The organism is Pedobacter cryoconitis, assembly GCF_001590605.1.
Classification (GTDB): domain Bacteria; phylum Bacteroidota; class Bacteroidia; order Sphingobacteriales; family Sphingobacteriaceae; genus Pedobacter; species Pedobacter cryoconitis_A.
This window is the reverse complement of the sequence record NZ_CP014504.1, coordinates 4,566,991-4,589,559: the sequence shown is the minus strand read 5'-3', so window position 1 is coordinate 4,589,559 and position 22,569 is coordinate 4,566,991. Positions and strand designations below refer to the sequence as shown.

Sequence of the window (22,569 nt, the reverse complement as noted above, 5' to 3'; positions counted from 1 at the left end):
ATATGAATTTAGAAAATAGAATCTATTTTTCCAAACACCTGCCTTACAACGAATTGAAATTTCTAAAACGTAAAAAACCTCCAGTTTTAAGACTGGAGGTTTTAATTGGAGATTAACAGAATTGACTTACATCATTCCGCCCATTCCACCGCCACCCATAGGAGGCATAGCAGAACCTGCTGCATTATCATCAGGATCATCAGCTAATACGCACTCAGTTGTTAACAACATCGCTGCGATAGAAGCTGCGTTTTCTAAAGCTACACGACCAACTTTAGTTGGATCGATAACACCTGCACTGATTAAGTTTTCATAAACATCAGTACGGGCATTGTAACCGAAATCACCTTTACCTTCTTTAACTTTTTGAACTACGATAGAACCTTCAATACCTGCATTCTGGCAGATTTGACGTAATGGCTCTTCGATAGCACGTTTAACGATTGCGATACCAGTAGTTTCGTCTTCGTTAGATCCTTTCATTCCTTCTAAAGCTTCGATAGCACGGATGAAAGCAACACCACCACCAGCAACGATACCTTCTTCAACAGCCGCACGGGTTGCATGTAAAGCATCATCAACACGGTCTTTTTTCTCTTTCATCTCTACTTCAGAAGCTGCACCTACGTAAAGAACTGCAACACCGCCAGCTAATTTAGCCAAACGCTCTTGTAATTTTTCTTTATCGTAATCAGAAGTTGTAGTTTCGATTTGAGCTTTGATCTGGTTAACGCGGGCTTTGATATCCTCAGATGAACCAGCACCGTTAATAATTGTTGTATTGTCTTTATCAACAACGATTTTCTCAGCAGTACCTAAGTAAGTAAGGTCAGCATTCTCTAATTTGTAACCTCTTTCTTCAGAGATTACAGTACCACCTGTTAAGATAGCAAGATCTTCTAACATTGCTTTTCTACGGTCACCAAAACCTGGAGCTTTAACAGCAACAACTTTCAGAGAACCACGGATTTTATTTACTACTAAAGTAGCTAAAGCTTCACCATCTAAATCTTCAGCAATGATTAATAATGGTTTACCAGTTTGAACTTGTTTCTCTAAAATTGGCAACAATTCTTTCATGTTGCTGATTTTTTTGTCATAGATCAAAATGTAAGCGTTTTCTAATTCCGCTTCCATTTTATCAGCATTAGTTACAAAGTATGGAGATAAGTAACCACGGTCAAATTGCATACCTTCAACTGTTTTAACTTCAGTTTCAGTACCTTTTGCTTCTTCAACAGTAATTACACCATCTTTACCTACTTTACCCATTGCTTCAGCGATCAATGCACCGATAACTTCGTCATTGTTTGCAGAGATAGACGCAACCTGTTTGATTTTGTTGTTATCTTCACCAACCGTTTGAGACTGAGCTTTTAAGTTTGCTACAATAGCTGTAACCGCTTTATCGATTCCGCGTTTCAAATCCATTGGATTTGCACCAGCAGCAACGTTTTTAATACCCGCTGTAACGATCGCCTGAGCCAATACAGTTGCAGTAGTTGTTCCGTCACCTGCAATATCAGCAGTTTTAGAAGCAACCTCTTTAACCATTTGAGCACCCATGTTTTCGATTGGGTCTTTTAATTCAATTTCTTTTGCAACAGTAACACCATCTTTCGTAATCGCTGGTGAACCGAATTTTTTATCAATAATTACATTACGTCCTTTTGGACCTAAAGTTACTTTTACTGCATTAGCCAAAGTATCAACACCTCTTTTCAGGGCGTCACGGGCTTCTACGTTATATTTTACTTGCTTTGCCATTTTTAACTTTTTTTTAATATTTGGTGAGATTTGCCGGGTTAAACCAACAACTAAAGAACTGCGTAAAGATCAGTTTCACGCATAATAAGATACTCTTTACCTTCAAAAGTAATTTCAGTACCTCCGTATTTGCCATATAAAACTACATCACCAACTTTAACGCTCAATGGTACTAAGTTTCCTGTTAACTCGGCATATTTACCCGGGCCAACTGCAACTACTGTTCCTTGCTGAGGTTTTTCTTTAGCTGTATCCGGGATATAAATACCCGAAGCAGTTTTTTCTTCGGCAGGAGCAGCTTCAACAACTACTCTATCTGCAATGGGTTTAATGTTTAAAGCCATAACTTAATTATTGTTTTAATTTAAAGGTTAACGTATAAATTGTATAATAACGTTAAAGGCACATCAGTTTTTATGCCAAGAGCTTTCGGTTGCCAAATTTACACAGGCTTGTCAGCTAATAGATTAAGCGCCTATTTTTTTTGTGTCAGACTGGCAGGGATAAACGAAGGAAGCCCGTCAGAAAACAATTCTGACGGGCTTCCGCACTCTTATAAAAAGTGCTTATTTTTTTGGTGCTTCCGGTGTAGTTGCCGGTGCAGGAGTTGTAGCTGGTTTAATACCACCGCCAATTGGAGAAGGCGTAGGTGTTTTATCCAATTGCTGTTGAATTTTAGAATCTCCGCTGCCAGTAGCTCCGATTGATCCTGTTTTTCCAATCGCAGTAATTGCCAGTGAAATTACAACGACTAAAGTTAAAAGAACCCAGGTGCCTTTTTCAAGTACATCACCTGTACGTTGTACACCGAACATATTGCTTCCCGACCCGCCTGTTGCCAGACCACCGCCTTTAGGATTTTGTATTAAAACAAACAGGCCTAATGCAACACAAATAATGATCAATAAAATAATTAAAAAAAGCATAGTATGTTAAATGGTTAAATTTTCTTTTCTATAGATTGGATAAGGTCGGCAAAGTAACGTCTTTTTTCTGGAAACTTCAAACTTAATTTTTCATAAGTATCTATCGCCTTGTCGTAAAGCATTTGCTCGATGTAAATATTGGCAAGTGTTTCAGATACGAGGTCATTCTGATCCTCTGCACTTTTCTTTGCCTTGTTTTCATTATCGATCTGCTCGGGTTTAGGGGGCAGGATCTGCGGATCATTTTTGATAAAGCTTTCTATAATCTCCGCATCTTTGGTCGCTGGTCTTTGCTGCTCTTCGGCACCGATTAAAGCTTCACTTGTGGTCAGGTGGCTCTGTATATGGAAAATATGTTCTACATATTGCTGTTGTAATTCCTGAGCGTTATTTGTTTTAGGTAAAGCATAAGGCTGAAAGATGCTTTGATGCTCTTTACGGGTTTTGGCCAGCCACCATAAAAAGGTGTAGGGCAGGTTTTCATCATGGTAATTGCTGACCTGGCTGTTTTCTATTTCGGCTGCTGCCTGAGCTTCATGTTCTTCAATCACCGGAGCATCTGCGACCAGCTGCGGTTTCGGTGGTTCAATAACCGTTGTTGTACTGAAGTTTTGCTCAAAGGCAAAGAAATCTGAAGAAGCAATGCTTTCAAAAACGAAATCATCTTCCAGGGAGTTCTTGCGTTCGGGCACTTCAGCTGTAACAGCTGTTTCAGCACCAGCATCTGAATTCCTGAATGGGCGGTAATTCGTATGGTCAACCTCAGCAATCTCCTCAAACACTTCTTCCAGCTCATCGAAACTTTCCTGCTCGTTCTCTTCTCTGACCCCGGCACATCCGTTAACAATCAAAAAGGTGACAGGTGTATTTTCTTTTTTGAACAGAAACTGGTGTAAAATCGGGCCGTTGGTATAAAGAGAGGCCTGAACAAGCTGATTCGTACTTTTTGCCCGCTGTAAATCGGCTTTGGCCAATAACAAATGCAAAGGCTGATAATATGGGTAAGTCTGCAACAAATCGCTCAACATAGCCGTATGCTGCGGAGTGGCCTTCTGAGGGTCCGCAATTAATTCAGCAAGTTGTTGTTGTATGTCTTTATCCAGCATTATGAGGCTAAGTTAACGATTGAAATTCATTTAATATACCGGTTTTTTCAGCTCTTTTACCATTGCGCGAAAGCCCTGTTGAATATATCTTCAGTAAGCTGTGCGTTAATATCTTTATTTAATTGGAGCTGAACAGATTCCAGACTCTGACCCCTCATGTCAAAATCTTTAAACCGTTCAAATGATTCTTCAAAACTTTGTTTAGGATTCAGGTTGTTCGTGTATTTTACACTTACTTTAATGGTTAGCCTGTTTCCACCAGCACTTGGCGCATTGTTATTCTGAAGGGCGATAGGGCGGATATCATAACCCGTAATCCTGCCTTCAAAAATTGCATCAGCATTACTTTGGCTAACAATCAGGCGGGTTTGGTTCCGGATACGCAGCTTTAATGCCTCCGTGAAATCTGCACTTAATGTCGGGATCACCAATGGCGCATTGTTCTCAAAATACGACACAGTTACCGTTTTCATCTCTGCAGGAATAGAGGCGCCGTTTAACTTTACTGAACATGAATTCACTAAGGTTGCCAGCGGGAACAACAGCAATAAACAGATTCTTTTCATGACCTAATTTAAATTGAGTTCTTTGATCTTTCTATATAACGTACGTTCCGAAATCCCCAGTTCCTGGGCTGCGAACTTACGTTTGCCTTTATGTTTTTTCAACGCCTTCTTGATCAGATCAGATTCCTTGTCTATCAAGGATAGAGATTCTTCTACTTCTTCCGCGTCATGTGTGTAGTTATAGTCTACAGGTGTATTCTGCGGAGATTTTTTAATCATGAAAGTAGAATCGTTGTTCACAGTCTGATCTACCTCCTGGTAAAGCTGATTGATATAATGCGGGTTTTCCTCCATGATGTGTGAAGTATTTCCGCCGCTCTGAATAATCTCGGCAACCAGTTTCTTCAAGTCCATCATGTCCTTTTTCATGTCGAAAAGAACTTTATAAAGGATATCTCTTTCAGAAAAATCTTCTTTATTACTTCCGTTATTCAATGCCATTGGCAAATTGCTGCCCCCCTCATTCGGAATATAATTCAATAAAGCACCAGCAGTTACATTCCGGTCTTTTTCAAGCACACAAATTTGTTCGGCAATGTTTTTAAGCTGTCTGACGTTTCCCGGCCAGCTGTAATTGCTCAGCATCTGTATCGCATCCGGTTCTAAATGAATACCCGGACTGCGGTATTTATCGCTGAAATCGGCAGAAAACTTTCTGAAGAGCAAAAAGATATCTTCTTTACGCTCATGTAAAGCAGGTATGCGCAGAGGCACAGTATTTAAACGGTAATATAAATCCTCACGGAACTTACCAGATTTTACCCTGTTATACACATCTACGTTTGTTGCTGCAATAATACGGACGTCAGTTTTCTGTACTTTAGAAGAACCTACACGCAGGTATTCTCCACTTTCCAGTATTCTTAATAAACGGGCCTGTGTACCTAAAGGTAATTCAGCAACTTCATCCAAAAAGATGGTTCCTCCGTTCGCCACTTCAAAATATCCTTTACGTGCTTCATGAGCACCGGTAAAAGAGCCTTTCTCGTGTCCGAATAATTCTGAGTCTATTGTCCCCTCGGGAATGGCACCACAGTTTACGGCAATAAAAGCACCGTGTTTACGGGTGCTCATCTGGTGGATAATGTGTGAAAATACTTCTTTTCCACTACCACTTTCCCCAGTAATTAATACTGACATATCCGTTGGCGCTACTTGCCTGGCAATATCTATAGCACGGTTTAAAAGTGGGGAACCACCAATAATCCCAAATCGGTTTTTAATATCTTGTACGTCCAAAATAATTATATTTAAATGCTCACTGGAGTATATTTTTTAAGCTGTAATCCTGCCCAGTAGGGTCGCTGATGTACAACGCTCAATAATGACATTTACATATTGCCCTGGCTTAACATTTTCTGCTGCCGGGAATACGATCATTGCATTCTGGTCATTTCTTCCGCAAAGGTCCTTGTCAGACTTTTTAGAGAAACCTTCTACTAAAATCCGGACTGTTTTTCCTACAGATTTCTGTAACCTGTAATGAGATGTAGTCTGTTGTTTCAATAAGATTTCCTGTAAACGGCGTTTTTTAACATCTTCCGGAATATCATCTTCCAGTTTTCTTGCAGCCATTGTTCCTGGTCTTTCGGAATAACTGAAGCAAAAAGCGAAATCATAACCCACATAATCCATCATGCTTAAGGTTTCCTGGTGCTCTTCTTCAGTTTCAGAGCAGAAGCCAGCAATGATATCTGTAGAGATTGCACAATCAGGAATAATATTTCTGATGGCATCTATCCGGTTGATATACCATTCGCGGGTATAAGTACGGTTCATCAGATCCAATACCCTGCTGCTTCCCGATTGTACCGGTAAGTGGATATTGTTACAGATGTTATCATATTTCTGAATGGTATGCAATACCTCGTCTGTAATATCTTTTGGATGAGAAGTTGAGAAACGAACACGTAATTCAGGGCTGATCAGTGCTACTTTTTCCAGTAACTGGGCAAAGTTGACCATGATCTCAGCACCATCTTCCGCTTCTGCTGTGCCTTTCCATTTATAAGAATCGACATTCTGTCCAAGTAAGGTAACTTCTTTGTAACCGCGATCCTGTAAATCCTGCGCTTCCGCAAGAATAGAATGCGGATCACGACTGCGTTCCCGGCCCCTGGTAAAAGGGACTACGCAGAAAGAACACATATTATCACAACCACGCATAATGGAAATGAAAGCAGTAATTCCGTTCCCGTTTAACCGGACAGGGCTGATATCTGCATAAGTCTCTTCTCTGGATAGTAAAACGTTAATTGCTTTCTGACCATCACCAACCTGTTCAATCAGTTGTGGTAAATCGCGGTAAGCATCAGGTCCGACAACCAGATCTACTAATTTCTCTTCTTCAAGGAATTTAGATTTCAAACGTTCTGCCATACAGCCTAAAACCCCTACAATCAGTTTAGGGTTTTTACGTTTTTCTATACCGAACTGTGATAACCGGTTACGGACACGTTGTTCTGCATTTTCCCTGATCGAGCAGGTATTGATAAAAATAGCATCTGCTTCCTGATAATTACCCGTAGTCTCAAAACCCTGATCTAACAGGATAGAGGCAACAATTTCACTGTCAGCGAAATTCATCTGGCAACCATAACTTTCAATATAAAGCTTCCTCGCATTAAGCAGTTTTGGGGCATCAACAATCAGAGCTTCGCCCTGGCGCCCTTCATCATGTGTTTTGTCTGTTAGCTGTAAATCGATCATAAATGAGTAACATTCTTAAAGGGACAAAAATACTAAATTTAATTTGTAAATGACAAATTGGCAGCATTTAAAAATCAGGTTCAGCCCGATATTTACCCCTTTTAGACGCTATATTGACATTCAACGTTTCAAATACCGAAAACATTATAAGGCATTATCTGTAATATTAGTTAAATACATCAATATGACAGACCATACATCAGGAAAAAAGAAAATATGGAAATGGCTCGCTGGAGTGCTTTTATTCCTGATTGTTAGTATGGGTTGTGCATCACTTTATTTTAGTATGCAATGGAAACCTGTCCTTACTGAAAAAATTAAAGAGGTAGTTTCCGAAGGTTCAGCCGATCTGTATAAAATTGATTTTAAGGATATCCATCTGAACCTGCTTGCCGGGAGTGTAACTGTTGACAGTATTTTGCTGGCACCTGATACCTCCGTTTTTAATGCAAGAAAGAAATTGGGGAACGCGCCAACACACTTATTCCAGGTGAAACTGGCACGCCTCAGGTTGCGTCATATCGGTATCTTTAAAGTGTGGCTTCATAAAAAGATAATTATGAATGATATTATTCTGGAGAATCCTTCGATTAATATGATTTATAATAAAGTTGATAAAAAGCCGGATACGGTTAAAGATAAACGCAGCCTTTATGAGCTGATTTCAAAAACGCTTGCAGCTGTTCATATCGGGGGAATCAAGATTGCAGATGCTGATTTTGATTATATCAATGGAGCAGATGGCCGTTTACTAAACTCAGTAAAGCACTTGAATGTGCAGATCAGGGATTTTAAACTGGATGCTGCTACTGAAAAAGATACAACCAGATTTTATTATGCAAAAGATGTATCATTTGAACTGGCGGGTTATCATTCTCTAACGAAGGATAAGCTTTATACCATGAAAGTCGATACCATAACGGGCTCTGCAACAGGCCAGACCATCCGGATCAAAGGGTTTAAAATGATCCCCATGTATCCTGACCTGGCTTTCAGCAGGAAACTAAAAGTTCAGAAAGATCGTTATGATCTGGTCTTTGGGGAAGTCGCTTTTACAGGGATTGATTTCGTAAAATTTAATTTAGACCGGGTGATTCATGCAAAGAGCCTCAGAATCGGACAGACCATAGCCAAGGTATTTATGAACAGGGAGATGCCACCAGGTTCAGCAAATAAGGGAAATAACTTTCCGCATATGGCCTTGCAGCGGTTACCCATAGCGGTTACGATTGATACGTTGAAATTGAATAAGGTGAGCGTTGCCTATACAGAATATAATCCGATGTCCCAGCAACGTGGAACAGTAAATATAGACCAGTTGACTGGTCAGGTATTGAATGTAACCAATGATTCTTCTTCACTGGCAAGAAATCATTTTGCCGTGGCTGATTTAAATGCACTGATGATTAAGGCAGCACAACTGAATATCGTAATTAAGTTAAATTTGCTGGCCAAAAACGGTGCTTTTTCTTTTAAGGGGCATATCGGGAAACTAGATATGGTGAAATTAAATCCACTTGCTCAGCCGTTGGGGATGGTAGAAATTGAGACTGGGCAGATACAAAAAATAGATTTTGATGTTCAGGCGAATGAAAAGGGATCTGACGGGACTATGCAGCTCTACTATAATCAGTTGAAAGTGAAACTGTTGAAAGAAGGTGAAAATGGAAAGCCAGTTCAGAAAAAAGGTTTACTCTCTTTCTTAGCGAATACATTGATTATTAAGGATGAAAATCCGTCTAAAAATGGCGATTTAAGAACGGCTAAGATCCATTTTGAGCGGCCTCCCGGTGCTTCATTTTTTAACTTGTTGTGGAAGAGCGTTTTTGTTGGGATGAGAGAAACGATAGGATTGGGGATTATCCCGATGCAGAGTCCGGAGAAAAGCCGGAAACAAGTGGTGGATAAGATGAAGGAGCGCCGGGTCAAAAAGGCGGAGAAAATTAACGGGAAGAGGTAAAATGACTGGTTTTTATTTTCTTAAAAACGTATATTGTAATTTTTAGACGCTTGGTTAGGCATGAGGAGAAAAACCCGAAAAACATTTACGGTAATTAAATGGGTTGCCGCTGTCATGTTTCTGCTGTTTGCAGCAGCGGATGCGGCGTCATGGTATCTTAGTGTAAAGCTAAGGCCCGTTATTATGAAAGAACTGAAGGATTTGGTACTGAATTCTACGGATAGCCTGTATCGTATTGAGTTTTCTACCGTAAATACCAATTTCCTGCTGGGGAATGCTTCTGTCAGTAATGTGAAGATTATTCCCGATACCAATATTTATAATAAGCTGATCAAGCTTAAACGGGCACCAAACAATATTTATGAGGTCAGCCTGAAAAAATTGACCATTCGTAACTTTCATCCATTCCTTATTTACAAGGATAAGAAGCTGAGTGTAGAGCAGTTGTTATTTGATCATCCTAAAGTAGTCATGATCAACAGGCAGTTTGATTTCAATGAGAACAGGCCTCCAAGACCAAATAAATCTCCTTATGAATATATTTCAAAGTTCCTGAAGCTGGTCAGTGTAAATACGATCAGTTTAAAGGATGTGAGTTTCAAGTATATCAATAAAAATTTACCTGTACCAGAAGCAGATTCGCTGGATAAGCTGGACATTACGATGAAGGATTGGTTGATTGATGCAAATTCGGCTACGGATCCAACCCGGATTTACCTGTTAAAAGATGTATTGATCAATTTGAATGATTATCAGTTTGCTACGCCTGATAGTTTGTACCATATACAGCTAAACGAGTTTTCGTTTGCTGCTTCGACAGGGAAACTGAATGTGAAGAAGTTTGCGGTAGTACCACGGTATTCGGAAATGGATTTTGGACGTAAGGTTGGTTTTTCCAAAGAGCGGTTCAGTATTCAGCTGAGTGATATTAGTTTGAGTGGGATCGATCTGCCATTGTATATCAAGAAGCAGGAACTTGCGGCAGAAGAAATGAATATTACGAATGGTTTTGTGTCCGTTTTTAATAACAATGCATTGCCTTCGCAGGGCATAGAACGGGTGGGGAAATTTCCACATCAGCTGTTACAAATGGTTAAAGCACAGTTAACGGTGAAGAAGTTGAATTTGAGTGATGTTGATATTAGTTATGCGGAGTTTGATAGTGATAGCAAGCAGAAGGGCAGGATTACTTTTGAGAAGACATCAGGGACGATTTTAAATGTGACGAACGAGGCGAAAGTGAAGGCTAAGAATCCTTTCATGCTGGCTAATTTGAATACCTATATGATGGGACAAGGGAAGCTGATGGTCAATTTCAAGTTTGATCTGAATGCTAAGAACGGAGCTTTTTCTTATAATGGTGCACTCGGGGATATGGATGGAGGTTTTTTAAACAGGATTACCAAGCCTTTGGGGATGTTGCAGGTGAACAGTGGCCTGGTGAAAAAGTTGAGTTTTAATGTAGTGGCTGATGAGGCGAAGGCTAGCGGTAATCTGAGTTTCGGGTATAAAGATTTATCAATTGGCCTGATGAAGAAAGTGGAGGGGAAAAACAGGTTGGTGAAACTGGGGCTGTTTTCTATGCTGGCAAATTCATTGGTGATCAGGCCTGATAATCCGGATGACAAGGGGAAATTTGTTGAAGCTTCGATCTACTTTCAAAGGGATCCGAGGATTTCTTTTTTTAGTTTTATCTGGAAAACATTACTGCAGGGAATTAAATATACGGTTGGGTTAACGCCGGAGAAGCAGGCCGAGATAGATGCGCAGATAGCAAAGTTCGAGAAGATGAAAAGCGATAGGGAACATCGCAGAGAGGCCCGGCGGCGAAGGAAAAAATAATATTTACAGCTATAGATATCCTGAAAAAGTCAAAATGCTGAACAACTATAGTCGTTCAGCATTTTGACTTTTTCAAGAAGTTATTTTTATTGTAAAACTTCTGCAGGTGCTGGTTTGTCTAACAAGTTAGTGTAATAAAAGCGGGCACGTTCTGAAAAATCATGCTTGCTTTTGACACCTCTCCAACCATGTCTGCCACCTGGGTAGATCATCAGTTCAAAGTGTTTATTCTCGTCTTCTAATTTATTGATCAGCTGGATCGTATTTTGCATATGGACATTGTCATCCATATCACCGTGCATAATGCGCATCAGACCTTTGTACTTGTTCGTATAGGTTAACACTGAAGCATTTTTGTACCCTTCAGGATTTTCCTTAGGTGTATCCATAAAACGTTCAGCATATACACTATCATAAAGCTCCCAGCTCGTAACCGGAGCTCCTGCGTAACCAAAATCAAAATAATCAGCACCATAGGTTAAAGCCATCGTCGTGATATAGCCACCGTAGCTGTGTCCGGTAATCAGCAGCTTTTTATTGTTCACCCACGGTTTTGCTTTTAACCATTTCGCAGCGGTAATGTAATCCTTCATTTCCCATTTACTCAGATTTCTATGCATTAAGGCTACACCTTCTTTACCGAATTTACCAGAAGCACGGTGATCTACTTCTATCTGGATAATACCTTCATTTGCCCACCATTGCAGGTCCGCTTTTTTCCAGGTATTCTTTACAGTTCCGGCATTAGGGCCGCCGTAAATACTGAATATCACAGGATATTGTTTAGTCTGATCAAAGTCTATCGGGTAAGTGATTACTGCTGGCAGGTTATAACCATCATCAGTTGGGATGGTGATCATTTCTGTCTTTCCGATATTGTAACTGGCGAAATCAGCAGCTTTGCTATCCGCGATTTCTTTGATAATTTTTCCATTGTGATCAACCAGGGCTTGTTTGTACGGAGTGGACACATTGGAATAGGTCGTGATGAATTTATCGCCCGAAGGGGACATTTCGACTTCGTGGGTATAGTTTCCAAAAGTCAGTCTTTTTAAATCTTTACCATTGTAGTTTACACGGTATAAATCGGTAGTGGTAGAAGCTTCTTTGTTTGCAGTGAAATAAACTATTTTGTTCTTTTCATCAACTTTAACAATGTCTTTTACCTGCCATTTACCACTGGTCAATGGATTCACCAGTTTGCCGTTCAGGGTATACAAGTAGTAATGCGCCCAGCCTGTTTTATCGCTTTTTAGGATATAATGTTGTTTGTCCTCTAAATAGGTAATGCGGCCATCGTAATCCAGATCTACCCACGATGATTGTTTCTCATTATAGATTTCTTTTTTAGCGCCAGTCTCTGGTTTAACAGCGTAAAACTTCAGGTTATCCTGTCCGCGGTTCATCCATTGCACCATCATATTGCTGCCATCGTAGCTCCAGTATGGAGTTCCAAAATATTGATCGTCTTTTTCGTTGAAATCAGCCCATACAATAGCACCACCTGCCGAAGGAACAAAACCTATTTTAACTTCAGGATTAGGGTCACCAGCTTTTGGATAACGGGTTTTCTCTACGTAACCATGCTGACCTGTTGAACCATTAATCGGGAACATCGGTACGTTAGTATCGTCAAAACGCATAAAAGCAAGGTGCTTGCTATCCGGAGCCCACCAGAATGACTTGTATTTTGTAGGGCGGCCTAATATTTCCTCGAAATAAACCCACGAAGAATATCCATTATAAATCACATCGGTAGCATCGGTGGTATATCTGATTTCTTTGCCTGTAATCACATCAACGGCATAAAGGTCGCTTTTACGGGTAAAGGCTACATATTTTCCATCTGGAGAAAGGGTTGGATTTAGCTCTTCTTCAGGCGTATTGGTTAAGCGTTTAGGTGCTGATTTACCATATTGAATATAAACATCATTGTCTTTTACTGTTACTTCTACATCACTTTTCGGTGGTGGTGTATAGGCAGTTTTTGCACCTGAATTGATATCTACCGCATATAAACTTCGCGTTTTCTCGTCTTTTTCTATGTAGTGGTTTTCATCACTCCAGCCTGTAACTTTATTCAGGCTTTTGGTTAACGAAGGGGAAAGCCCCTGCGTTTGTGCAAAATTAAGTCTGTGCTCCTGGGCTTGCAGATTGAAACTGAAACAGAGTCCGGCTGCCAGACCAAATAGTAAAGGATTCTTCATATGGGAAATTTAGTGGCACAAAACTAAGAAAGCAAAGGCGCATTATTTGTATTGTGTAATAGATGTTACCTGATAAAAAAAAGCATGCTGCGTTTAATGCAGCATGCTTTCCTGAAGATATCTTTAATTTATTATGGGTTGCCGGTTTCCAGGCCAGACATTCCGAACATGGCGACCAGTTTATTGCCCAGATAAAAGTTCAGGGTCTGATCAGCAATGTCGTATCTGAATGTTTTATCGTTCAGCAGGTTTACAAAATCATTTTCCAATTTCATCTTCTCTTCTGAACAGGCCATCATAGTGCTTCCGATCTGTTTAAACGTGATCGCGCCTTTGCTGAATTCATAACTTCCGAAAATGGAATTGCAACCCGCAGAACCGTTGAACCGCTGATCTTCGCGGTGAAAGATCAGGTAAGCAGGTGATTCTTCCTGGGTAATCCCGTTTAGCTGGATTAAGTTCCATTTATGATTAAAAATGAAGTTTGCTTCAGCAGTATTTGTAATTGTGCTTTCGATACCACGTGATATTTTCTGGCGTTTTAAAACCCTTTTTACTTTGTAGCTATAGCTGGAAGCATCTGCCGGAACATTTGCTCTTTTGGTCCGTGAAACCAGCAGGGTATACCGGTAACCAGGCTGATAACTGAACCCTAAGATACCACCATATAAAAATTCCCAGTCCTTACTGGCTGTATATTTGACCAGGTAACAGGTTTGAGGCCCCATACCTGTACAATTTGCACGCTCTTCTTTGATAACCATCCGGATGTCTTCCGCTTTGCTATAACTGGAAAGGCCAGCTATAAAAATCAGGGTCAGAATTAATTTGGTGCTGAAGTTTTTGAATTGTGTTTTCATGGTATGTTTGCTATGTTACCCCAACAGGATGCCGGAATGGCTGCCTTTCCATAAATATAAAAAAAGGGATGCTCATATACGATGAACATCCCCATTTTTTTAAATTATTTTATTTTGAATTAAATTGACCAGTTCCAGCCGAATTCATCAGCTGTAATTCCGTAACGGATGTCATTTAATTTTTTAGCAATTCCAGTAGAAACGGTACGTGTAGCAGGATCTGTTAACTGGTAAGTTTTACCTTCATAGGTGAGCTCACTGATCTGTGTAACTGTTGCAGCAGTACCTACAGCAAAAGCCTCTGTTAAGCTTCCGTTTTCGATGTTATCCAGCACTTCCTGGATCGATACTCTTCTTTCTTCTACTTCAGTACCCATGCTTTTTGCCAGCAGGATAATCGTATCTCTGGTTACACCATCCAGAATCGTTTCACGAACTTCAGGTGTTACAATTTTACCATTAATGACAAACATCAGGTTAGCTGCACCAGATTCTTCTAAGTATTTATGCTCTTTAGCGTCTGTCCAGATCAATTGATCAAAACCTTCAGCCTGGGCTTCTACAGTCGGAAGCATTGCCCTTGAATAATTTCCGGCAGTTTTTGCTGCACCAACACCACCTTCAGCAGAACGTGTATAATGCGTCTCAATTTTAACTTTTAAAGGTTTGCTGTAATAAGGAGCACTTGGATTAGCCAAAATTACAAACTTGTATGTTGAAGACGGTCTTACCCCTAAAACAGGGTCTGTAGCGAACATCACTGGTCTGAGGTATAAAGAATAATTTTCTTCAGCCGGAACCCATGCTTTATCAATGTCAATCAGCGCAGCAATACCCTGCATGAAAACTTCCTCAGGAATATTTGCCATCGCCATACGGGTAGCAGATTTATTGAAACGTGCAAAGTTTTTATCAGCTCTGAATACGCTTACACCACCGTCCGCTTGTTTATAAGCTTTCAGCCCTTCGAAAATTGCCTGTCCATAGTGTAAAGCAGAAATAGCAGGGCTCATCGGAATCGGGCCGTAAGGAAGGATTTCGAAATTTTTCCATTCACCATCTTCATAATCAGCTACGAACATATGGTCTGTAAAAACTTTTCCAAAAGGCAAGTCAGTATAATCTGTTTCAGCCAGTCTGGAATGACCAGCTTTTGTGGTTTTTATAGTTAATGTATCTATCACGGTTTCTCTTATTTATCAGTACAAAATTACGAAATATTCGTCTTATATAATATATTATTTCTCTTTATGACATTTGTCCGGTATTGAGCGCTACATTATCAATAAAGAGCGGTTCGTCAGGGCCAACTTATTTTTTTATACTTTTCAGTACAGTCAACACCCACGACTTACCCCATTCTTCAACTTGTTCGGACGTCCATAAAAACGGATAAAAGATTCTTTTCTGGAAACGCGGAGGCAAGTATTTCTGCCAGTTGGTCCCTCCTGTAGCAGCGATGTCTACCGGATCACGTTCCAGATATCTGACTGCCGACTTATAGTGTGACAACGGCCACTCCACATTCACGAACAGATCCAGTTTTCTTAACTCTTCGGCTAGTAAACTAACATCCTGACCCTCGGTTTCAAACCTGGCGTATAAGGCAGAGAAATTAGTGAACTCCCTGTCTTTGACCAATTGCAAAAACTGTGCAGCATATTTGGTGATGAACTGTTTTAAAGTCAGGGTCTGTTTTCCACTCGACAATTCAGTCGCCCCGAATTTCCAGTAGATGTTTTCAAACTTCTCTTCCAGACTCGCATTGGCCAGTTCTTCCCTTTTGCTCTTGTCTACCAATCTGGTAAAATTTGTCGCACAAATTTCGATCATTCTGTACTGCGCAGATTGAAAACCACTGGCTGGTAACAACGACATCCTGAATTTAAGGAACTGTTCCTTCTCCATACCCTCTACCATCACGTCGAAAGAGCTGGTCAGTGCATTGAAATAAGCATTGATACGTTTTACGCGGGTTGTAAAAAATGCGACCGTTAGTGCAGGATGTTCCGCAATTTGTTTGCACTCATGCAGGCAAAGCTTAAAATAAAGCTCTGTAATCTGATGGTACATGATGAAAATCTCTTCGTCCGGAAAAGGTGTTTTCGGACTCTGAAGACTCAATAAGGTGTCAAGATGGATATAATCCCAATAGGTTAAGAAGTCGGCATAAAGCAACCCATCTAAATAGGCGGCCATGTCCTGGCCCATTGCTTCATACTTTTCCTGTAGTTTGTCCAGCTTGCTTTTTATTTCTGGTGTAAGCTCCATTTTAATAAAGTACTCTGAATTTTATAGTATGTTCAATTTTCTTTAAAGACTTAAAAAGGTCCTTGTCATATTCTGCATTGATATCCGTGATCGCATACCCAATCAATGAATTGGTCATCAGGAACTGGCCTACAATGTTGATATTATGTTTCGCAAAAACAGTATTGATCTGCGCCATGATCCCCGGAACATTATGGTGGACGTGAATCAAACGGTGTGAAGCGTCAATTCTCGGCAACTGTAAATTCGGAAAGTTAACACTCAGATAAGTAGTGCCTTTATTCATGAAATCCAACATCCTTTTAGGGATGAAATTAGCATTTCTCGGGTTGTTTTTTGGATCTTCAAAAACTACGATGCCCATAGCTGTACAAGCTTGCAAATCCATTTTACTAAGTGTATTGCCCAGGTAACCGATTGTTTTTAGCTTCAGCGCAATTTTTAATTTCTCAGGATCCATTTTCTCGCCTTTTCCCAGCAAAATCATATGGACATCTTTTACATATTTGTCTTCAAAGGAAGTTTTGTGACGGATTGAAAGACCGTCTTTCTTAAAAAGTGCCAGGCTTTCTTCTGGAATATCTCCGATTGCGAGACATAAAATCCTGTTTTTTGGATAAGAAATCGCCCGTGGCAGGTTATTAACGTATAAAAATTCGTCAAAGCTAGGCGTAACATGGTCAGCTCTGCTCACGATACTTTCTCTGGAAATATTCTCTGTAAAAGCGAAGAATTTCTTAATCATTCCGCTTTCCCGAAGCTGAAAATCCGAATACCCATCACCGATTCCGTATAAATCGCCTTCAAGATTCAGGTGCTGCATCAGTTTTACTTTTCCACCTTCTTCACTTAAGGGGTTGGAATGATCATAATCAATGATTTTGCCATCGCCTGTAGTCACAAAAGTATTCGCGTAGATATTTTCTTTTTTGATATGGTACTGGCTCACGACCGGGGTAATAAACTCTTTAAATCCGCCCGATACGATCAATACCTGATCCGCGTGTTTTTTAAAGAACTCTGCATTTCGGGAAAAAGATTTGGATACTTTCTTCTTTAACCGGGTAATCAATTGTTTCAGGTGATCTTCTGAAGCTTCCAGTAACTTTACTCTTTGCGCCAGACTTTCACCAAATGATAGTTTGCCTTCCATCGCCAGGTTCGTCAGGTCTTCAATCTTCTTAAAGATGGCTTCCTTATCCGGATGCTTTTTGAGGGAAATGCGGGCAAGCTCATCAAGAGCCTCTACCTGTGTGAAAGTGCTGTCGAAATCAATGATGTAAATATTCTTTTGCTTCATTTTAAAGTTTTTTTAAACCTGCACATACTTCCTGAATGCTTTGATGCAGGGGCTTAAAGGTGATACCCGTACTATTCCTGATTTTATCGTTACTGTATAAACTTATATTTAAACTGCTTTTGGCGGCATCGCTGGTTAGTGCGGCTGCTTTTCCTGTAAATAAAGATGCTAATTTTGCTGCCCGCCACGCAAGACCAAGCATCCATGGTTTAGCTTCTTTGGATGGGGCTTTAACACCCATTCCTTTGGCAATCTCTGAAAAAAACTGCTTATAATAGTAATTCTCTGCTGATATTGTAAATCTTTCACCTGTGATCTCACTTTCCATCAACAGAATCATGCTTTTTGCGACATCTTCAACGTCTACAATTCCTGTTGCCCCTTTGGTATAATAGCCTAAACCATCTTTAACGAGTTTGAAGATGGCACCACTGCCTGTATATCCGGCATTATGGCCAATGATGACCGATGGATTCACAATCACTGCGTCCAGGCCTTCAGCTATGCTGCGCCATACTTCCATTTCTCCTTCATATTTGGAAATTGCATAGGAATGGACATTGGCATCATATTCCCAAAAGTCTTTTTCGGTAATCTGCATCCCTTTTTTGGCTTCACCCAATGCGGCAACAGAACTCACGTGAAGGAGCCTTACGTTATGGTGTACACATAAATTAGCCACATTACTGGTCCCTTCAATGTTAACTTTCAGCAGGGTTGCTTTATCTTTTGGATCAAATGATACTTTAGCTGCACAGTGGTATACTTTTGTGATATTCTCAAAAGCATCATCAAGTGAAGAGAGGTCATTAATGTCGGCTACTATCCATTCAATCAATGTATTGCCGGAGAGTATCGCAGGAATTACGGAGTCTTCTCTTTTCAGGGCACGTACTTTTTGTCCCTGCCCGGTAAGCTGGCAAATGAGTTCAGCTCCTAAAAATCCTGTGGCACCGGTAACTAAAATCATTTCATTTTTTTTAGGATGTTCATTAATATATGATCTCAAAAATAGATATTTGACAGCATAGATACCATTAATTATGTCCTTATCCGATTTTTTCTCCCCTTTAGCTCTCGAAAAATTCACGCCTAAACAGGGCTTTTATACCAGTCAGCTGGGAATGAAGGCAAGTTTTTATACTGAAAAATTTCCTGAACTGGGTGATAAAACCTTCGATATCGCGGTTCTGGGGGTAAAGGATGACCGTGGTGCGGTGAATAACAACGGTTGCTCTTTAGGACCGGATTATTTCCGGGAGCAGTTTTATTTACTGCATGAAGGTGCATTTGAGAGCAGAATTGTTGATCTGGGGAATATCATAGCCGGAGCAACAATTTCTGATACTTATGTTGCGCTTAAAATGGTAGTAACTGAGCTGATGAGACTGGATATCGTTCCGGTTATTATAGGCGGCGGGCAGGATCTGACTTATGCACAGTATATGGCTTATGAAGCTTTAGAGCAGAAGGTGGACCTGGTGGTGGTGGATAGCAGATTTGATCTGGATGAGGATGAAAATGAACAGGAGAGTATTGCGACCCGATCGGATACTTATCTGAACAGGATTTTCATGCATCAGCCTAATTATCTGTTTAATTTTAGTAACATCGGTTATCAGACTTACCTGGTTAATCAGGACAGTCTTAAGGTGATGAATAAATTATATTTCGATGTTCACCGTTTGGGTGAGTTTCTGACAGATGTAAGTTCTGCTGAACCCGTGATCAGGAATGCAAACATGATGAGCTTTGATTTCTCCTGCATCCGTTCTTCGGATTCTTCTGCAAATGGGAATGCCGGCCCGAATGGTTTTTATGGCGAGCAGGCTTGTAAGATTGCCCATTATGCGGGATTAAATGATAAGTTAACCTCTATTGGTTTTTATGAATTTAACCCCGCGTTTGATCATGGCAGCCAATCAGCGATGTTGCTGGGCCAGATGGTTTGGTATTTTGTAGATGGTTTTTATAACCGTAAAAAAGATTTTCCATTAAATCCTAAGTCTCAATATTTAATTTACCGTGCAAGTTTGAATGATGGTTCAGGTGAAATGCTTTTTGTAAAAAGCAAGAAATCTGACCGCTGGTGGATGCAGGTTCCCTATCCTTCGGGAGTGTCTAAAAACGAGCGTTTCCATTTGGTGCCTTGCCGGTATGAAGATTATACAATGGCTGTTAATGGGGAAGTGCCTGATTTATGGTGGCGTACTTATCAAAAGCTGCTTTAGACCAATTGGATGATGTCCATTTGTCTTGTTTTTGAGGAACAAAAGTTCCAGTGGTGACTTTTGGGAATTTCAATTCCTCCGCTATATTCATTTCTGCAAATTGACTTTGAGTTCATGGCCTGATAGGCTAATGGTTGGCTCTGTCCATAAACTTTTGTTCATCGGAGAATCTATATTAAAATCAAAACCCTTCAAGCTAGCAAAGCTATCTTCATTAAACTGGTGCGTTTCATTTTTAGAAGGATAGTATTGCAAAAGGATTTGCTGAACTGTCCTGGTTAAACGGTTAATCATCGGGCCATCATGAAACCCGAAAATCTGCTCTGCGGACATATACAGGCCTAGCTAGTAATAGGAGTTGACACGCTTTACAATACGTTAGATAGGATTGTTAATTATATGGTATGATTTTTTATTTTAACGTAAATAAGTCGCTACATGATTGGCTTTGTTATCGTTTAAATGGTATATTGGGAAGCGTTCACCTGTCTAATAGCAGTGTTAACGTAATAAATTGAAATTGAGGTTTTTAAGAAGGATAATCAGATGGTATATTTATTAATTGTGGGTTTATTGTTGTCAGGTTTTGGACTTTTTAAAGTTATTGACCGGAAGCGTTTTAAGAAGTTTGGAGTTAAAACTTCAGGTGTTGTTTCTGATATTGTATTGAGTGGGAGGAGTTATTATCCGATTGTGAGTTATGAAACATTAGATGGAGTTCGTATGGAAGAGGAGTATTCATTGGGGTCAATGCCTTCAGCTTACAGAAAAGGAGAGTCTGTAAAAGTTATTTACGAACAGGGAGATAGTAAGAATTTCATTCTTGACAATAAGTCTTCTGAATATATAGAGTTTGGTTTTATGGTGGCTGGATTGATTATGATTTTTATTTCCTGTTATTATTCCTATTCAGGGGATGGAAGTTGGGACTTTTAACAGGCGATTCTTACCTTCACGCTAATTATGATCTACCCAATAAAAACAACTGAATTACAAGAAAATCTTGACTTTTATGGTGAAGTGGTCCTGATGCAGGAGCGCGCAACTCAATACCTCAAAGGGTTTCCCTGGTGTAAAGCTGTTATGGCATCTTCTCTGTATTTTAATCTGGGGGAGAAGTTATGTGTCTTTTTATATGAAATTGATAATGCAGCGAGTAAGGATGATAACTTTTTATGGGTGGTTGTAGGTGATCTTCCTCCGATGTACCTTGATATTTACGGCCCTAAAAATACGGTTCATGTACTTGCTGATTATGTTGATCTGGCTAAAAAGTGGATTTCAAACGTTGAAGGAGGTTTGTCAGCTGCAGATTGTTATCCTTTTAATATTGCACCTACGGTAGAAATGGCAGCTTTGCTAAAGAAAAGGGTTGTGTTAATTGAAAATGCAATTCTTGCGAATATGGACGAGATTGCGTTGCCGTCCGGGTTGAATAAAAAGTAATGCGCTGCATAAGAGCTGCATAAAAAGCCCAGCGAATCGCCGGGCTTTTTGGGTATTACTGAATAAATGATTGGTTAACCACATACAAAGTCTTAGTACCATTGTCGTAGCGGATCACTGCATTTGCCTTGCCATCAGGAGAAATTCTTCCCGTAATGGAGGTTACATTTAGCCATGTACCACTAATTGTGTCATACACTTGTGCACTGGTAAAATTCTGGGCACTATCTCCAAACAAAGAGACAATATATTTGCCTTGTTTTACTTTGCCATAATCGATGGCTGCAACTCTGGCTTTTACAATTTTAGCTGTTGCTGCTGCCATAACTGGCTGAAGTGTTAATGATCCCAGCATACAGCCAGCGATCATTGCATTGATCATTAATTTTCTCATAAGGGCAGGATTGGTTGATTAATCCTAAATATATTTAAAAATTCTTGTTATTATTTAATGATTTCTGTGAAAAAATATTTTTTTGTGAAAAACTATTGGATTGAATGGATAAAACTAAGCTGGTAAAGAAAAGAACGCATAATGTTAGCCGAAGATTTTGTTAAACCAATATAATGAATGTTGAGTACATGGTTGCCGGAGGTTATGCATTGGCATTCCATGGTAAGCCCCGTCACACAGGTGATCTCGATATTTGGATCAATGTGTCTGAAGAAAATGCAATTCTAATGCTCAAGGTTGTGAATGATTTTGGGTTTCCATTGCTTGTTTCCTTTTGCCCAGTACAGACCTTTTGAAACAACCAGTACGCCAAACTGCTGCTTTAAAAATGAAATCGCCCAGGATTCCCTTTGAAAATTTACCCGTTAAACTTCCCATAATAAATAATTGCTTTTCCACCAATGTAAGCTATTCGCGTTAAAGATTATCCTGATGCGTAAAAAATGTCCGCAATTGTCCGCAGCTGTCTGCAATTGTCCGCAGTTGTCCATGGGTTAGTCCAAGGGGGAATTATAATTTCATTAATATTCAACTAGTTATGGTTTGGTTGTGCCTGAGTGGTGGTCGGGATGACAACAGGCTGAGAACGGGCTTTAACTATGGCAAGTCCAAGTCATTTCAACTAGTTGTTTTGACTTGGACTTGCCATGCTCCCGCGTTACTTTAGCACTGCTCTTACCCTAACGAGTACCCGACCAGTACTCAGGCAGTACCCGGCCGATATAGCTTTATTATTTAGCTATTTTGAATTTATTTACGAACAGCCCGGCCTTGTTTCGGCTGAGTCATTCCCATGCAAATGGAAAGCTTTCAGCGCAAATTCCACAGGCATAAGCGCATCAGTGACAGCAAAGACTGTCTGTTGAGCGTGTCAAAATTTATGCTTAAAAAAGAGTCTGCTCCACAAGTTGATGACTTGATCCA

21 protein-coding genes are annotated in these 22,569 nt (G+C 40.0%); 6 read left to right on the top strand and 15 right to left on the bottom strand.

The annotated features are described in order from the left end of the window. Positions 1 to 126: 126 nt before the first annotated feature. The 7 genes from groL to miaB form a co-directional block, all read right to left on the bottom strand. Positions 127 to 1,767 (bottom strand): chaperonin GroEL, encoded by a 1,641-nt coding sequence (gene groL / locus AY601_RS19185; protein WP_068404075.1) that lies wholly within the window; start codon positions 1,765 to 1,767, stop codon positions 127 to 129. A gap of 50 nt (positions 1,768 to 1,817) precedes the next feature. Further along, positions 1,818 to 2,111: a co-chaperone GroES gene (gene groES, locus AY601_RS19180; protein ID WP_041878207.1), complete on the bottom strand. Its 294-nt coding sequence runs from the start codon at positions 2,109 to 2,111 to the stop codon at positions 1,818 to 1,820. A gap of 222 nt (positions 2,112 to 2,333) precedes the next feature. Further along, complete coding sequence (gene secG / locus AY601_RS19175; RefSeq protein ID WP_068404071.1) at positions 2,334 to 2,693, bottom strand: preprotein translocase subunit SecG; 360 nt, start codon at positions 2,691 to 2,693, stop codon at positions 2,334 to 2,336. Positions 2,694 to 2,707: 14 nt separating this feature from the next. Then, positions 2,708 to 3,799, bottom strand: a complete 1,092-nt coding sequence (locus AY601_RS19170; protein ID WP_068404069.1) for a hypothetical protein — start codon at positions 3,797 to 3,799, stop codon at positions 2,708 to 2,710. Positions 3,800 to 3,855: 56 nt separating this feature from the next. Continuing rightward, complete coding sequence (locus AY601_RS19165) at positions 3,856 to 4,365, bottom strand: LptE family protein (RefSeq protein WP_068404067.1); 510 nt, start codon at positions 4,363 to 4,365, stop codon at positions 3,856 to 3,858. A 3-nt stretch (positions 4,366 to 4,368) separates the two neighbouring features. Continuing rightward, on the bottom strand, positions 4,369 to 5,604 hold the full coding sequence (locus AY601_RS19160) for a sigma-54 interaction domain-containing protein (protein WP_068404064.1): 1,236 nt from the start codon (positions 5,602 to 5,604) through the stop codon (positions 4,369 to 4,371). Between the two features lie 36 nt (positions 5,605 to 5,640). Continuing rightward, positions 5,641 to 7,074, bottom strand: coding sequence for a tRNA (N6-isopentenyl adenosine(37)-C2)-methylthiotransferase MiaB (gene miaB / locus AY601_RS19155; RefSeq protein ID WP_068404062.1), 1,434 nt, complete (start codon positions 7,072 to 7,074; stop codon positions 5,641 to 5,643). 184 nt (positions 7,075 to 7,258) lie between these two features. On the opposite strand from miaB, the gene AY601_RS19150 reads away from it, so the two are divergent. Beyond that, positions 7,259 to 9,034, top strand: a complete 1,776-nt coding sequence (locus AY601_RS19150; protein ID WP_068407726.1) for a hypothetical protein — start codon at positions 7,259 to 7,261, stop codon at positions 9,032 to 9,034. A 60-nt stretch (positions 9,035 to 9,094) separates the two neighbouring features. After that, positions 9,095 to 10,876, top strand: a complete 1,782-nt coding sequence (locus AY601_RS19145; RefSeq protein WP_068404061.1) for a hypothetical protein — start codon at positions 9,095 to 9,097, stop codon at positions 10,874 to 10,876. Positions 10,877 to 10,962: 86 nt separating this feature from the next. Here AY601_RS19145 and AY601_RS19140 read toward each other — a convergent pair whose 3' ends face one another. From AY601_RS19140 to AY601_RS19115, 6 genes are all read right to left on the bottom strand, one after another. Next, complete coding sequence (locus AY601_RS19140; protein WP_068404059.1) at positions 10,963 to 13,083, bottom strand: S9 family peptidase; 2,121 nt, start codon at positions 13,081 to 13,083, stop codon at positions 10,963 to 10,965. 131 nt (positions 13,084 to 13,214) lie between these two features. Then, positions 13,215 to 13,943 (bottom strand): DUF4377 domain-containing protein, encoded by a 729-nt coding sequence (locus AY601_RS19135; protein ID WP_068404057.1) that lies wholly within the window; start codon positions 13,941 to 13,943, stop codon positions 13,215 to 13,217. 119 nt (positions 13,944 to 14,062) lie between these two features. Next, positions 14,063 to 15,127, bottom strand: a complete 1,065-nt coding sequence (locus AY601_RS19130) for a branched-chain amino acid aminotransferase (RefSeq protein WP_068404055.1) — start codon at positions 15,125 to 15,127, stop codon at positions 14,063 to 14,065. Positions 15,128 to 15,254: 127 nt separating this feature from the next. Next, a complete protein-coding gene (locus tag AY601_RS19125; RefSeq protein WP_068404052.1) occupies positions 15,255 to 16,214 on the bottom strand; it encodes a tryptophan 2,3-dioxygenase family protein in 960 nt (319 codons plus the stop codon). A gap of 1 nt (position 16,215) precedes the next feature. Next, the gene (locus AY601_RS19120; protein WP_068404045.1) at positions 16,216 to 17,514 is read right to left on the bottom strand and encodes an HAD-IB family phosphatase; all 1,299 of its coding nucleotides are present in this window, start codon (positions 17,512 to 17,514) and stop codon (positions 16,216 to 16,218) included. A 1-nt stretch (position 17,515) separates the two neighbouring features. Next, the gene (locus AY601_RS19115; protein ID WP_068404044.1) at positions 17,516 to 18,484 is read right to left on the bottom strand and encodes an NAD-dependent epimerase/dehydratase family protein; all 969 of its coding nucleotides are present in this window, start codon (positions 18,482 to 18,484) and stop codon (positions 17,516 to 17,518) included. Between the two features lie 73 nt (positions 18,485 to 18,557). Between AY601_RS19115 and AY601_RS19110 the strand changes: the two genes are divergently transcribed. Next, positions 18,558 to 19,745, top strand: coding sequence for a formimidoylglutamase (locus AY601_RS19110; protein WP_068404039.1), 1,188 nt, complete (start codon positions 18,558 to 18,560; stop codon positions 19,743 to 19,745). A gap of 87 nt (positions 19,746 to 19,832) precedes the next feature. Here the strand turns inward: AY601_RS19110 and AY601_RS19105 are convergent, their stop codons facing one another. Further along, positions 19,833 to 20,078: a hypothetical protein gene (locus AY601_RS19105; protein WP_068404037.1), complete on the bottom strand. Its 246-nt coding sequence runs from the start codon at positions 20,076 to 20,078 to the stop codon at positions 19,833 to 19,835. A 213-nt stretch (positions 20,079 to 20,291) separates the two neighbouring features. Here AY601_RS19105 and AY601_RS19100 point away from each other — a divergent pair, with 213 nt between their 5' ends. Together AY601_RS19100 and AY601_RS19095 are read left to right on the top strand one after the other, a co-directional pair. Then, positions 20,292 to 20,681, top strand: a complete 390-nt coding sequence (locus AY601_RS19100) for a DUF3592 domain-containing protein (RefSeq protein ID WP_068404032.1) — start codon at positions 20,292 to 20,294, stop codon at positions 20,679 to 20,681. 27 nt (positions 20,682 to 20,708) lie between these two features. Then, positions 20,709 to 21,191 carry a hypothetical protein gene (locus AY601_RS19095; RefSeq protein WP_068404030.1) on the top strand — a complete coding sequence of 161 codons (483 nt, stop codon included), beginning with the start codon at positions 20,709 to 20,711 and terminating at the stop codon, positions 21,189 to 21,191. A 55-nt stretch (positions 21,192 to 21,246) separates the two neighbouring features. Here the strand turns inward: AY601_RS19095 and AY601_RS19090 are convergent, their stop codons facing one another. Beyond that, entirely contained in the window at positions 21,247 to 21,585 is a 339-nt protein-coding gene (locus AY601_RS19090) for a hypothetical protein (RefSeq protein WP_068404029.1), read from the bottom strand. A 173-nt stretch (positions 21,586 to 21,758) separates the two neighbouring features. On the opposite strand from AY601_RS19090, the gene AY601_RS25780 reads away from it, so the two are divergent. After that, the gene (locus AY601_RS25780) at positions 21,759 to 21,941 is read left to right on the top strand and encodes a hypothetical protein (RefSeq protein ID WP_157288011.1); all 183 of its coding nucleotides are present in this window, start codon (positions 21,759 to 21,761) and stop codon (positions 21,939 to 21,941) included. Positions 21,942 to 22,569 lie beyond the last annotated feature (628 nt).